12 protein-coding genes are annotated in these 12,920 nt (G+C 64.9%); 6 read left to right on the forward strand and 6 right to left on the reverse strand.

Features of this window, described 5'->3' with window-relative positions; all coding sequences use genetic code 11:
• The first annotated feature begins 107 nt into the window (after window positions 1-107).
• On the forward strand, window positions 108-488 hold the full coding sequence (locus tag K2W61_RS00205; protein ID WP_175132550.1) for an H-NS histone family protein: 381 nt from the start codon (window positions 108-110) through the stop codon (window positions 486-488).
• A gap of 86 nt (window positions 489-574) precedes the next feature.
• Here K2W61_RS00205 and K2W61_RS00210 read toward each other — a convergent pair whose 3' ends face one another.
• A complete protein-coding gene (locus K2W61_RS00210) occupies window positions 575-1,213 on the reverse strand; it encodes a DUF4136 domain-containing protein (protein WP_175132549.1) in 639 nt (212 codons plus the stop codon).
• Between the two features lie 150 nt (window positions 1,214-1,363).
• On the opposite strand from K2W61_RS00210, the gene pepN reads away from it, so the two are divergent.
• Together pepN and K2W61_RS00220 are read left to right on the forward strand one after the other, a co-directional pair.
• Window positions 1,364-4,069, forward strand: coding sequence for an aminopeptidase N (gene pepN / locus K2W61_RS00215; protein ID WP_175132548.1), 2,706 nt, complete (start codon window positions 1,364-1,366; stop codon window positions 4,067-4,069).
• A 10-nt stretch (window positions 4,070-4,079) separates the two neighbouring features.
• Window positions 4,080-5,099 carry a class 1 fructose-bisphosphatase gene (locus tag K2W61_RS00220; RefSeq protein ID WP_236754919.1) on the forward strand — a complete coding sequence of 340 codons (1,020 nt, stop codon included), beginning with the start codon at window positions 4,080-4,082 and terminating at the stop codon, window positions 5,097-5,099.
• 63 nt (window positions 5,100-5,162) lie between these two features.
• Here K2W61_RS00220 and K2W61_RS00225 read toward each other — a convergent pair whose 3' ends face one another.
• The 4 genes from K2W61_RS00225 to alaC all read right to left on the reverse strand — a co-directional run bounded on the left by K2W61_RS00225 (window position 5,163) and on the right by alaC (window position 9,722).
• The gene (locus tag K2W61_RS00225) at window positions 5,163-5,384 is read right to left on the reverse strand and encodes a YgdI/YgdR family lipoprotein (protein ID WP_175132546.1); all 222 of its coding nucleotides are present in this window, start codon (window positions 5,382-5,384) and stop codon (window positions 5,163-5,165) included.
• A gap of 154 nt (window positions 5,385-5,538) precedes the next feature.
• Window positions 5,539-6,948, reverse strand: coding sequence for a threonine synthase (gene thrC / locus K2W61_RS00230; protein ID WP_236754920.1), 1,410 nt, complete (start codon window positions 6,946-6,948; stop codon window positions 5,539-5,541).
• Between the two features lie 105 nt (window positions 6,949-7,053).
• Window positions 7,054-8,358 carry a homoserine dehydrogenase gene (locus K2W61_RS00235; protein ID WP_175132592.1) on the reverse strand — a complete coding sequence of 435 codons (1,305 nt, stop codon included), beginning with the start codon at window positions 8,356-8,358 and terminating at the stop codon, window positions 7,054-7,056.
• 179 nt (window positions 8,359-8,537) lie between these two features.
• Window positions 8,538-9,722: an alanine transaminase gene (gene alaC, locus K2W61_RS00240; RefSeq protein ID WP_175132544.1), complete on the reverse strand. Its 1,185-nt coding sequence runs from the start codon at window positions 9,720-9,722 to the stop codon at window positions 8,538-8,540.
• A 234-nt stretch (window positions 9,723-9,956) separates the two neighbouring features.
• Here alaC and K2W61_RS00245 point away from each other — a divergent pair, with 234 nt between their 5' ends.
• From K2W61_RS00245 to K2W61_RS00255, 3 genes are read left to right on the forward strand one after another with little or no spacing between them, the layout of a single operon-like run.
• Window positions 9,957-10,418, forward strand: coding sequence for an Mth938-like domain-containing protein (locus K2W61_RS00245; RefSeq protein WP_175132543.1), 462 nt, complete (start codon window positions 9,957-9,959; stop codon window positions 10,416-10,418).
• The gene (locus K2W61_RS00250) at window positions 10,418-10,882 is read left to right on the forward strand and encodes a peroxiredoxin (protein WP_006388430.1); all 465 of its coding nucleotides are present in this window, start codon (window positions 10,418-10,420) and stop codon (window positions 10,880-10,882) included. Before K2W61_RS00245 ends, K2W61_RS00250 begins: the two co-directional genes overlap by 1 nt.
• Before the next feature lie 58 nt (window positions 10,883-10,940).
• The gene (locus K2W61_RS00255) at window positions 10,941-12,638 is read left to right on the forward strand and encodes a PhoH family protein (RefSeq protein ID WP_236754921.1); all 1,698 of its coding nucleotides are present in this window, start codon (window positions 10,941-10,943) and stop codon (window positions 12,636-12,638) included.
• A 124-nt stretch (window positions 12,639-12,762) separates the two neighbouring features.
• On the opposite strand, the gene K2W61_RS00260 is transcribed toward K2W61_RS00255, so the two are convergent.
• Complete coding sequence (locus tag K2W61_RS00260; RefSeq protein WP_006388428.1) at window positions 12,763-12,894, reverse strand: entericidin A/B family lipoprotein; 132 nt, start codon at window positions 12,892-12,894, stop codon at window positions 12,763-12,765.
• Window positions 12,895-12,920: the final 26 nt, after the last annotated feature.

The raw sequence follows: 12,920 nt of genomic DNA on the forward strand, positions 1-12,920 counted from the left end.
TAGTCCCGAACCGCGGCAAGCGGGCGGTAATTTCTGTATTATGCGAGGCACAACAAATAAACATAACTCCGCCGGCGATTAAAGCAGTTCCATAATCAGGAATAACCATGGCCCGAGAAACCTACGCAGCTCTGCAAGCAAAGATCGAAAAGGAAATCAACAAGCTCCAAAAGAAGGCTGAAGTCCTACAGACCAAGCGCCGTAAGCCGGTGATCGCTTCGATCATCACTTCCATGCGCGAATACGACATCACCCCAGAAGAGATTGCCGCCGCCTATGGCGCCGGCAAACCCGTCCGCGCCGCAGGTGGCCGCCGCAAGGCCGGTGCCGCCGCCCGCCCCGCCAACGCCGTCAAGCGCGCTGTGGCGCCCAAGTACCGCCACCCCCAAACCGGCGAAACCTGGAGCGGTCGCGGCAAGGCGCCGCGCTGGCTCGCCGCGGAAGAAGCCGCTGGCGCCACGCGCGACAGTTTTCTGATCAAGGAATAAAAGCTATTTTTCAGTAAGAAAGATAAAAAGCGCACCAATATGGTGCGCTTTTTTTATTTTAGGATTGCAGCGCAAGGCTGCGAAATTCACTGCAACGGAAACTGGATTTCACGTTCAGCGCCATTATTTCCCGGGAAATTGTCAAATATTGCCCGCACCAGGAAGGGCATCATGCGCATGAAATTGTCCTGCTCGCTGAGAATGTAGGCGCTGGAACGATAGACCTCCGCCCCGCCGCGCTGATTGTCGTGGATCTGCAGGGTGAGCGTATTGCGCTGGGCCACGACCGGAACGTCAACCCATTCCGGCCCCCAATAACCGTAGTATCCGCCCCAGGGCCGCGGACCATAGAAGCCGCCATAACCGTAGCCACCGTTGAAATACGGGTCATAGGGCCGCCGCACCATCACCTGGGTCTGGGTCGTGCCATAGCGAAAGGAAACATCGAAACGGGCCTTGGTGCCGGCGCGCGCTTCCACCAGCCCGGTCGCGCCGATACCCGCGCGGACCATATCCTGGTAGGACTGGTATTCGAGATTATTGGCCTGCGAAGGATCGGCCGGCACGAATTGGTAGGTCTGGCCTTCGACGCCGGTGGGCCATTGCTGGAACGAGGTGACACGCGCCGAGACCGAGGGCGTGGCGCATCCGCTCAGCACAAGCGCCCCCAAAACGGCCAGCACGGCGGCCCAGCGGCCGGCATTGAGCGGGGAAGAACGAAACATATGCAACTCCTCATTGCGCGACGGCGCCCATCATACTGAGCTTTGACCACATGGGCCGCCGAAAGTTTACGCCCGCCGCGTCCGGCCGCGTCGGCGTGGCACGGCCCAACCACTACAATAGGACTCTCGTTCATACAGGACTGCAATCCCATGCGCACAGACACGCCCGTTACCGTATATCGCAAGGATTACCAGCCCTACCCCTACGACATTCCACACGTCTGCCTGACCTTCGACCTGGCGCCGGACAGCACCGAGGTGCGTTGCGTCATGCAGGTGCGGCGCAAGACCGACGCCAGCGCCGACGCCGCCCTGGTGCTGGACGGCGAAGAACTGGAACTCGTCTCGGTAGGCGTGGACGGCCAGGCCCTGCCGGCCGACCGCTACCACCTGTCCGAACAGAGCCTGGCGCTGTACGGCCTGCCCGCCGAAGCCTCCGTGGAGATCGTCAGCCGCTGCAAACCGGCCGCCAATTCGACCCTGATGGGCCTGTATGTATCGGGCGGCAATTTCTTCACCCAATGCGAGGCCGAGGGCTTTCGCCGCATCACCTGGTTCGCCGATCGCCCGGATGTCATGTCGCGCTATCGCGTGACCCTGCGCGCCGAACCGGCCTACCCGGTGCTGCTGTCCAACGGCAACCTGGTCGCCTCGCGCCAGTTGCCCGACGGCCGCAACGAAGTCGAATGGGAAGACCCGTTCCCCAAGCCCTGCTACCTGTTCGCCCTGGTGGGCGGCAACCTGACCCACCGCGAAACCACCGTCAAGACAGCCAGCGGCCGCGACGTGCTGTTGCAGGTGTATAGCGACCCGGGCGCCGAGACCAAGACCGAATGGGCGCTGGACTCCCTGGTGCGCGCGCTGCGCTGGGACGAGACCCGCTTCGGCCTGGAACTCGACCTGGACCGCTTCATGGTGGTGGCCGTCCATGACTTCAACATGGGCGCAATGGAGAACAAGGGCCTGAACATCTTCAATGCCGCCTATGTGCTGGCCGACGCGGATACCGCCACGGACGCCAATTACGAGGGCATCGAATCGGTCATCGGCCACGAATATTTCCACAACTGGACCGGCAACCGCGTCACCTGCCGCGACTGGTTCCAGTTGAGCCTGAAGGAAGGCCTGACGGTGTTCCGCGACCAGGAATTCAGCGCCGACATGATGGCGCAGGGTATGGACGATACCGCCGCGGCCAGCGCCCGCGCGGTCAAGCGCATCGACGACGTGGTGACGCTGCGCGCGGCGCAGTTCCCCGAGGACGCGGGCCCGATGGCCCACCCGATCCGCCCCGACAGCTACCAGGAAATCGGCAACTTCTACACCGCCACGGTGTACGAGAAGGGCGCCGAGGTCATCCGCATGCAGCACACGCTGCTGGGCGAAGCCGGTTTCCGCGCCGGCATGGACGAGTATTTCCGCCGCCACGACGGCCAGGCCGTGACTTGCGACGACTTCGTCGCCGCCATGGAATCGGTCTATACGCGCCAGCACCCGGGCCGCGACCTGTCCGTGTTCCGCAACTGGTACCGTCAGGCCGGCACGCCGCGCGTGACGGTCAAGCTGACGCACGACGCCGCCGCGCGCCGCTGCACCGTGACCCTGTCGCAGGAATGCTTGCCGGTCGGCGTCGAGAAGAAGGCCCCCGCCGGCTTCGTCAAGGCGCCGTACCACATTCCCTTCGCCATCGGCCTGCTCGACCGCCAAGGCCGCGCCCTGCCTCTGCGCCACGACGGCGCGGTCCAGGACACCGCGCTGCTGGAACTGACGACCCAGAGCCAGCAATGGCATTTCGACGACATCGACGAGATGCCAGTGCCGTCGCTGTTGCGCGATTTTTCCGCGCCCGTGATCGTCGATTACGACTGGACCGACGCAGAACTGGCGCTGCTGTCGGCGCACGACGGCAACCCGTTCGCGCGCTGGGAAGCCGGCCAGGAACTGGCCACCCGCCAGATCCTGGCGCTGGCCGAGGCCCGCCAGGCAGGCCGCACGCTGCACGCCGACCCGGCCTTCATCGCCGCCTGGCGCGCGCTGCTGACCGACCCGGCGCTGGATGCCGCCTACCGCGCGCGCGCCCTGGCGCTGCCGTCGGAAAAGACCCTGGCCGAACGCATGCTGGCCATCGATCCGCCGGCGCTGGCGGTTGCGCGCGACTTCCTGCGCGCCGAACTGGGCCGCCAACTCGCGGTGGAATTCCGCCAGGCCTTCGATGACAACCAGACGCCGGGCGCGTACAGCCCCGCGCCGGTACCGGCCGGCAAGCGCGCCCTGAAGAACCTGGCGCTCAGCCACCTTATGGCCGCCGGCGAGCACGAGGCGCAGCGTCTGGCCGAGCAGCAGTACGAGCACGCCGGCAACATGACCGACAGCATGGCGGCGCTGTCGGCCCTGATCAACTACGGCCAGGGCGAGTTCCCGCAGCAGGCGCTGGCGGCGTTCTACGACAAATGGCGCGACAACGCGCTGGTGGTGGACAAGTGGTTCGCGCTGCAGGCGGCGGCGCGCTACACGACGGTGCAGACGGCGCGCGAACTGATGACGCACCCGGCGTTCACGCTGCGCAATCCGAACCGGGCGCGGGCATTGATTTTCCAGTTCTGTCTGAACAACGCCCGCGGCATGCACCATCCGGACGGATCCGGCTACGCCTTCTGGGCCGACCAGGTATTGGCGCTGGACGCGCTCAATCCGGAAATCGCCGCGCGCCTGGCGCGCGCGCTGGACAACTGGTCACGCTACGTGCCGGCCTTGCGCGGCCCCATGCAGCAAGCCCTGCAGCAGGTGCGCGCCCACGAAGGGCTGTCGCGCAACGTGCAGGAAATCGTGTCCAAAGCATTAGAATTCGCAGCATAGGGAGAACCTTTTGAAACGTAAAACACTTACCCAATACCTGGTGGAGCAGCAGCGCTCCGCGCAGGCCCTGGCCCCCGAAGTGCGGCTGCTCATCGAAGTCGTGGCGCGCGCCTGCAAGGCGATCAGCCACGCGGTTAGCAAGGGCGCGCTCGGCGGCGTGCTGGGCAGCCTCGAAAGCGAGAACGTGCAGGGCGAAGTGCAGAAGAAGCTGGACGTGCTGTCCAACGAGATCCTGCTGGAAGCCAACGAATGGGGCGGCCACCTGGCGGCCATGGCGTCGGAAGAGATGGAGACCATCCACCTGATTCCGAACCGCTATCCCAAGGGCGAATACCTGCTGCTGTTCGATCCGCTGGACGGCTCGTCGAACATCGACGTGAACGTGTCGATCGGCACCATCTTCTCGGTGCTGCATGCGCCCCACAATGTGTCGGGCGCGCCCGTCTGCGAGGCCGATTTCCTGCAGCCGGGCAACAAGCAGGTGGTGGCCGGCTACGCCGTCTACGGCCCGCAGACCATGCTGGTGCTGACCATCGGCAACGGCGTGGTGGGCTTCACGCTGGACCGTGAAATGGGTTCGTGGGTGCTGACCCACGAGAACATCCGCGTGCCCGAGGACACCAAGGAATTCGCCATCAACATGTCGAACATGCGCCACTGGGCCGCCCCGGTCAAGCGCTACATCGACGACTGCCTGGCCGGCGCCACCGGTCCCCTGGGCAAGGACTACAACATGCGTTGGATCGCCTCGATGGTGGCCGACGTGCATCGTATCCTGACCCGCGGCGGCATCTTCATGTACCCGTGGGACGCGCGCGAGCCGGGCAAGGCCGGCAAGCTGCGCCTGATGTACGAAGCCAACCCCATGAGCTTGCTCATCGAGCAGGCCGGCGGCGCGGCGATCAACGGCACCCAGCGCATCCTGGACATCCAGCCGGAAAAGCTGCACCAGCGCGTCAGCGTGATCCTGGGCTCGAAGAACGAAGTCGAGCGCGTGGGCCGCTACCACGCCGAGGATGCGGACAAGTAAGCCGCGTGCCCAGCAAAAAACCCCGGCCTCGGCCGGGGTTTTTCATGGTGGTCTGGCGAAGGGTTACTTGACCTCTTCGATTGACTTCACATCGTCCTTGTTGATCTGGACCTTCTTGCCGTCCTTGTCATACTCGTACATGCCGGACTGCTTGTCGTAGGTAGGCTCGTCGGGCGTCACCGTCGAGGTTCCGTCGCGTTGCTGAATAACCGAGGGCGACGAGCATCCGGCCAGCACCCCTACTCCGGTCACCACCAGGGCCAACGTCATGGTCTTCAGATTCATGGGCGTGTTCTCCGAGTGTGAATGGTGAATTCACTGTATCGGATGCCAGCCCGGAAGAAGTGACCGCATGTGGCCAAAATGCGTAAGAACGTAAAAAACCCCTCGCGGTTCACACCGGCGAGGGGTTGCAACCCCATACAACCGCAAGCTGCCTTTACACCTTGGCGTGGGCCTCGATGTAGCGGCGCACCGCGGCGGCATCGCAATCCATGACTTCGACGCGTTGCGGCAGCGATTCCAGGTTGGCCAGGTTGCCCGGCGGCGTGGCCGGGCGGCCCAACGCGGCCTCGATGGTTTCCGAGAACTTGGCCGGCAAGGCGGTTTCCAGCACGAGCATGGGCACGCCGGGCTCGACATGCTCGCGCGCGACCTTGACGCCGTCGGCGGTGTGCGGATCGACCAGCACGCCGGTCTGGTCATAGAGCGAGCGGATCGTGGCCAGGCGGTCCTCGTGCGAACTGGCGCCCGAGACGAAGCCATACTGCGCCTCGAATTGCGGCTTGAGCACCGACAGATCGAAGAAACCGTCGCGCGCCATGTCGGCCCACAGCGCCTTGACGCGGTCGGCGTCGCGACCCACCAGGTCGAACACGAAGCGCTCGAAGTTCGAGGCGCGCGAGATGTCCATCGACGGGCTGGAGGTGGCGTAGGTCTGCTCGGCCGGACGCGGACGGTAGATGCCGGTGCGGAAGAATTCCTCCAGCACGTTGTTCTCGTTGGTGGCCAGCACCAGACGGCGCACTGGCAGACCCATGCCGCGGGCGATGTGGCCCGACAGGATATTGCCGAAGTTGCCCGAGGGCACCGTGAACGAAACCTGCTGGCCCGGCTTGTCGGTGGCGCGCAGCCAGCCGTGGAAGTAGTACACCACCTGGGCGGCGATGCGCGCCCAGTTGATCGAATTGACCGCGCCCAGGCGGTACTTGGCCTTGAAGGCCAGGTCGCCGGCCAGCGCCTTGACGATGTCCTGCGCCTCGTCGAACACGCCGCGCACGGCGATGTTGTGGATGTTCTCGTCCTGCAGCGAATACATCTGGGCGCGCTGGAACGCGCTCATGCGGCCGTGCGGCGACAACATGAACACGGCCACGCCACGCTTGCCGCGCAGCGCATACTCCGCCGCCGAGCCGGTATCGCCCGAGGTAGCGCCAACGATGTTGAGCGTGGTGCCGCGCTTGGCCAGCACGTACTCGAACACCTGCCCGAGGAACTGCATCGCCATGTCTTTGAAAGCCAGCGTCGGGCCTTCGGACAGGCCCAGCAGCGACAGGCCGTCGTTCAGCGAACGCAGCGGGACGATGTCTTCGCTGTTGAAGATCTGCGAGGTGTAGGCGGCGCGGGTCAGGCGGCGCAGGTCCTCGGCCGGGATGTCGGTGGCAAAGCGCGACAGCACTTCGAACGCCAGGTCGGCATACGGCAGGCCGCGCCACGATTCGAGCGTCTCGGCCGAGATCTGCGGCAGCTGTTCCGGCACGGCCAGGCCGCCGTCCGGCGCCAGCCCTTCGAGCAGGATGTCCGAAAACGGCTGGGGCGCCATGCCCCCCCGTGTAGAAATGTATTTCATGTCATTGACTCCACAATGCACTGCGCCCGCACAGCCAGGCCGCCGCGAGCGCCCCCTTGAGGGGAAGCGCCGCAGGCGCTTCGGGGAAGGGCTCACCCTGGGGCTTCATAGCAAGTGCTCCACGCGCAGGCGCGTGACTTTGGAGCGCACGAACGGCAAGGTCTCGATGTGCTCGATGGCCTGGTTGACGTTGCCTTCCACCGCCTCGTGCGTCAGGAAGATAATGTCGGCGCCGCCGATATGCGAAGGCTGCTGGATCATCGAGCCGATCGAGATCGAGCGATCGGCCAGCAGGCGCGCGATGTCGGCCAGCACGCCCGGCTGGTCGTCCACGCGCAGGCGCAGGTAATAGGAGGTGCTGACCTGCTCGATCGGCAGGATCGGCGTGTCGGCCATGGCGTCCGGCTGGAACGCCAGGTGCGGCACGCGGTTGCCAGGATCCGCGGTATGCAGGCGGGTCACGTCGACCAGATCCGCCACCACCGCCGAAGCGGTCGGCTCTTCGCCGGCGCCCTGGCCGTAATAGAGTGTCGGGCCGACCGCGTCGCCCTTGACCAGCACCGCGTTCATCGCGCCCTCGACATTGGCCAGCAGGCGCTCGGCCGGCACCAGCGCCGGGTGCACGCGCAGCTCGATGCCATCGGCACGGCGCTTGGTGATGCCCAGCAGCTTGATGCGGTAGCCCAGGCGCTCGGCATGCTCGATGTCCTCGGCCGCCAGTTGCGAAATGCCTTCGATGTAGGCGCGGTCGAACTGCACCGGCACACCGAAGGCCAGCGAAGCCAGCAGCGTCAGCTTGTGCGCGGCGTCGACGCCTTCCACGTCGAAGGTGGGATCGGCTTCGGCGTAGCCCAGGCGCTGGGCTTCGGCCAACACGTCGGCGAATGGCAGGCCGCGCGAGCGCATCTCGGACAAGATGAAATTGGTGGTGCCGTTGATGATGCCGGCGACCCACTGGATGCGGTTGGCGGTCAGGCCTTCACGGATCGCCTTGATGATGGGAATGCCACCGGCGACGGCGGCCTCGAACGCCACCATCACGCCGCGCTCGGATGCCGCGGCGAAGATCTCGTTGCCATGCTTGGCCAGCAGCGCCTTGTTGGCGGTGACCACGTGCTTGCCGTTGGCGATGGCTTCCAGCACCAACTCGCGCGCCAGGGTGTCGCCGCCGATCAACTCGACCACGATGTCGATCTCGGGATCGCGCACCAGCGCGTGCACGTCGGTATCCACCGGCAGCGTGTCGCCGACGCGGGCGCGCGCCTTGGGCACGTCGCGCACGGCGGCGCGGGTCACTTCGATGCGGCGACCGGCGCGGCGCGCGATCTCTTCCGCATTGCGCGACAGCACCGTCCAGGTGCCGCCACCGACCACGCCCAGGCCGAGCAAGCCCACTTTCATGGGATTCATCGCGGCGCCCTCGGCGGGCGGGCGTTGAGGGGAATTCATTTCATTTCTCCAAACACTCACGCAATAACGGCTACATACAGTCCACGGGCGCCCTCCCCGAGCGGGATGCCGCGGATCCGGCTCCGCCGGTCCGCAGGCATGCCCCTCTGAGGGGGAAGCGCGCAGCGCTTCGGGGGGACTTACAGCAAGCCGTCCTTGCGGAACATATCCTTGATGCCGCGCACCGCCTGGCGGGTGCGCTGCTCGTTTTCGATAAGAGCGAAGCGCACATATTCGTCGCCATACTCGCCGAAGCCGATCCCGGGGGACACGGCCACTTTCGCATCCGACAGGACACGCTTGGCAAACTCCAAAGAGCCCATCGCCCGGTAGGGTTCGGGGATCTGCGCCCAGATGTACATGGACGCCTTGGGAATTTCCACATTCCAACCTGCTTCATGCAGGCCGCGCGCGAGCACGTCGCGGCGGCTTTGGTACTGCGCCACGATCTCGCTCACGCAATCCTGCGGGCCGTCCAGGGCGGCGATGGAAGCCACCTGGATCGGCGTGAACGTACCGTAGTCGTGATAACTCTTGATGCGCGCCAGCGCGCCGACCAGCTCGCGGTTGCCGACCATGTAGCCGATGCGCCAGCCCGCCATGTTGTAGCTCTTGCTCATGGTGAAGAACTCGACCGCGACATCGCGCGCGCCGGGCACCTGCATGATCGAGGGCGCCACATAGCCGTCGAAGGTGATGTCGGCGTAGGCCAGGTCGTGCACCACCAGGATGTCGTGTTCCTTGGCCAGGGCCACCACACGCTCGAAGAACGACAGGTCGACGCACTGGGCCGTCGGGTTGCTGGGGAAGCCCAGCACCATCATCTTGGGCTTCGGGATCGACTCGCGCACGGCGCGCTCGAGTTCCTCGAAGAAGTCCACTCCCGGCGTCATGCGCACCGAACGGATGTTGGCGCCGGCGATGACTGCGCCATAGATGTGGATCGGATAGCTGGGGTTGGGCACCAGCACGGTGTCGCCGCGGTCCAGGGTGGCCAGCATCAGGTGCGCCAGGCCTTCCTTGGAACCGATGGTGACGATGGCTTCGGAATCCGGGTCGAACTCGACCGCATAGCGGCGCTGGTACCAGTCGCAGATGGCCTTGCGCAGGCGCGGAATTCCCTTGGACACCGAATAGCCATGGGTGGTCGGGCGGATGGTGGCCTCGACCATCTTGTCGACGATGTGCTTGGGCGTGGGGCCGTCGGGATTGCCCATGGACATGTCGATGATGTCTTCGCCGCGCCGACGGGCTGCCATCTTGAGCTCGCCGGTAATGTTGAAAACGTACGGGGGCAAACGCTCAATGCGAGAGAACTTCCTCATGATGGGAATCCTTAGGGGCGAAGGGGCAAAAATCCAGGGCGCGACAGCGCGAAGGGGAAACGGGCTCAACAGCCGCGCCGGCACACGTTTGCGGCGCAGCAAAACCCTGTAATCTAGCGCAAGGACGCCTGGGCGGCAAATTGGACGGAAAAGCCCCCATTTTCGCAGTGGAAACCGTGCAACATGCCGCCATCCTGATGCGCTATTATCGGAACCATAAAGCCGGAGTATTTATTGAAGCTGCATACCGATCCTGCGACGGCCGCCCTGAACACCGTCACCGCTTATGGTGATGGCTATATCGAGGTCAACCAGGTACGTTTTTCCTCCTCGGTCGCTTTTGGCCCCGAAGGCGAAGTGACCCATTGGCCCGTTCAGTCGCCGGCCGACATCACCCCCACCCTCTTGCGCCAGGCGGCCGGCTTGTCCGAACCCGTGCGCGATCCGCTGGCTTTCCTGGACGAACCCGAAGCCACCCCCAGCCGCCCGGCCAATGCGCCCGAAGTGCTGCTGGTGGGCACGGGCGCCCGCCAGCAATTCCTGCGTCCCGATGTGCTGCGTCCCCTGTTGGCGGCGGGCATCGGCGTGGAAATCATGGACACCCACGCCGCCTCCCGCACCTACAACATCCTGATGGCGGAGGGCCGGCGCGTCGTCGTCGCCCTCATCCCCCCCAACGGAGAACCCCAGACATGATGATGCCCATCATCGGCAAGCCCGCCCCGCTGTTCACCGCTGAAAGCACGATCGGGCCGATCAGCCTGGAGCAATGCCAGGGTCGCGCCGTGATCCTGTATTTCTACCCCAAGGACAATACCCCTGGCTGCACCACCGAAAGCCAGGATTTCCGCGACCTGCATGCCGACTTCCTGTCGGCCAGCGCCGTGGTGGTCGGGATCTCGCGCGATTCGCTGAAGTCGCACGAGAATTTCAAGGCCAAGTACGAGCTTCCTTTCCCTCTCATCTCCGACGCCGACGAAACCGTGTGCAATCTGTACGGCGTCATCAAGCAGAAGAACATGTACGGCAAGCAGGTGCGCGGCATCGAGCGCAGCACCTTTCTGATCGACGCTTATGGCGTGCTGGTGCAGGAGTGGCGCGGGGTGAAGGTCCCGGGCCACGCCAAGGAAGTCCTGCAGGCCGCCAAGAGCATCGGTTAGCCGTGCACAGAAATACCCGTCAGGTGCCATAGCCGGCCCATACTGGAGAGTGACGCATATGCCGCTTCCGAAGTTGCCCACCCGCCCCGCAGCCATCCTGACCTTCCCCTCGGGCGATAGCGCCCGGGCGCAGGCCCGCACGACCAAGACCGCCGCTGCGCGGTCGAACACCCAGGCCGCCCTGGCCGAAGACGACGAGAACGAACTGCTGGTGCAGCCCGAACTCGACGGCATGGCCGCCCCCGGCCGCAAGGCGCAGATCCCGGCCCGCCAGGTTCCGCCGCCGCCCGCCGCGCCGGCGCCGCGCGCCCAGGCTCGCCCGGCCAAGACCGCCGCGGCCCCGGCCAGGCGTGCCAAGCCGCGCGCCCAGAACGAGCCGCGCAAGCTGTTCGTGCTGGACACCAACGTGCTGCTGCACGACCCCAGTTCGCTGTTCCGCTTCGAAGAGCACGACATCTTCCTGCCGATGATGACGCTCGAAGAACTGGACCACCAGAAAAAGGGCATGTCGGAAGTGGCGCGCAACGCCCGCCAGGTCAGCCGCTCGCTCGACGCGCTGGTACAGGACGCGACCCAGCTCGACGAAGGCCTGGAACTGGCCAAGCTGGGCAACAAGGACGCCACCGGGCGCCTGATGTTCCAGACCACCGCCATCCACAGCACCCTGCCCTCGGACCTGCCCATGGGCAAGGCCGACAACCAGATCCTGGGCGTGGTGCGGGCCCTGCAGGAAAAATACCCGCAGCGCGAGGTGGTGCTGGTGTCCAAGGACATCAACATGCGCCTGAAGGCGCGCGCCCTGGGCATGGCCGCCGAAGACTACTTCAACGACCACGTCCTGGAAGACTCGGACCTGATGTACTCGGGCGTGATGCAGTTGCCCGAGGACTTCTGGAACAAGCACGGCAAGGACGTCGAATCCTGGCAACAGGGCGGCACCACCTTCTACCGCATCCATGGGCCGCTGTGTTCGCAGTTCGTCGTCAACCAGTTCGTCTATTTCGAAGGCCAGATGCCCCTGTATGCCCAGGTGCGCGAGGTCAGCGGCAAGATGGCGGTGCTGGCGACGCTGCGTGACTACACCCACGGCAAGAACAACGTCTGGGGCATCACCGCGCGCAACCGCGAGCAGAACTTCGCCATGAACCTGCTGATGAATCCGGAATGCGACTTCGTGTCGCTGCTGGGCCAGGCGGGCACGGGCAAAACGCTGCTGGCGCTGGCGGCCGGCATCACCCAGGTGCTGGAAACCAAGCGCTACACCGAGATCATCATGACCCGCGTCACGGTGCCGGTCGGTGAAGACATCGGCTTTCTGCCTGGCACCGAGGAAGAAAAGATGCTGCCCTGGATGGGAGCGCTGGAAGACAACCTCGACGTGCTCAACATGGGCGAAGGCGAAGGCAATGGCGATTGGGGGCGCGCCGCCACCATGGACCTGATTCGCTCGCGCATCAAGGTCAAGTCATTGAACTTCATGCGCGGCCGCACCTTCCTGAACAAGTACCTGATCATCGACGAGGCCCAGAACCTGACACCCAAGCAGATGAAGACGCTGGTGACGCGCGCCGGTCCCGGCACCAAGGTGATCTGCCTGGGCAATATCGCCCAGATCGACACCCCTTACCTGACCGAGGGCAGCTCGGGCCTGACCTATGTGGTCGACCGGTTCAAGGGTTGGCCACATTCGGGCCACGTGACCCTGCAACGCGGCGAACGCTCGCGCCTGGCCGATTACGCGGGGGATGTACTGTGAGCCCCCACGCCGCGCCCACAGCCGCGGACTAGCTGCCCCAAAAGGGGAAACGCTGTAACGCCGGGCCCGCCAAAGAAAAACCCCTTGAGCGATCAAGGGGTTTTTTATTGCCTCGGCCGGACGATTACTTGTCGGCGGCGTTGGTGATGGCGTTGCCGGCCCGCGACATGTCCTTGCCCATGCCCGCCACGGTATTGCAACCGGCGAGCACGAAGCCGAACACGACGAAGGCGGTCAGCACGATCTTGCTGCGCATGCTGGCGCTCCTGAAGTGAAGAAACA

Source organism: Achromobacter pulmonis (assembly GCF_021733725.1).
In the GTDB taxonomy this organism is placed as follows: domain Bacteria; phylum Pseudomonadota; class Gammaproteobacteria; order Burkholderiales; family Burkholderiaceae_B; genus Achromobacter; species Achromobacter pulmonis.

Coding starts and splice junctions, on each gene's coding strand:
- K2W61_RS00225 (WP_175132546.1), bottom strand. CDS start 5,384: ATGAATCTGAAGACCATGACGTTGGCCCTGGTGGTGACCGGAGTAGGG.
- K2W61_RS00210 (WP_175132549.1), bottom strand. CDS start 1,213: ATGTTTCGTTCTTCCCCGCTCAATGCCGGCCGCTGGGCCGCCGTGCTG.
- K2W61_RS00255 (WP_236754921.1), top strand. CDS start 10,941: ATGCCGCTTCCGAAGTTGCCCACCCGCCCCGCAGCCATCCTGACCTTC.
- thrC (WP_236754920.1), bottom strand. CDS start 6,948: ATGAAATACATTTCTACACGGGGGGGCATGGCGCCCCAGCCGTTTTCG.
- alaC (WP_175132544.1), bottom strand. CDS start 9,722: ATGAGGAAGTTCTCTCGCATTGAGCGTTTGCCCCCGTACGTTTTCAAC.
- K2W61_RS00260 (WP_006388428.1), bottom strand. CDS start 12,894: ATGCGCAGCAAGATCGTGCTGACCGCCTTCGTCGTGTTCGGCTTCGTG.
- K2W61_RS00250 (WP_006388430.1), top strand. CDS start 10,418: ATGATGCCCATCATCGGCAAGCCCGCCCCGCTGTTCACCGCTGAAAGC.
- K2W61_RS00205 (WP_175132550.1), top strand. CDS start 108: ATGGCCCGAGAAACCTACGCAGCTCTGCAAGCAAAGATCGAAAAGGAA.
- K2W61_RS00235 (WP_175132592.1), bottom strand. CDS start 8,358: ATGAATCCCATGAAAGTGGGCTTGCTCGGCCTGGGCGTGGTCGGTGGC.
- pepN (WP_175132548.1), top strand. CDS start 1,364: ATGCGCACAGACACGCCCGTTACCGTATATCGCAAGGATTACCAGCCC.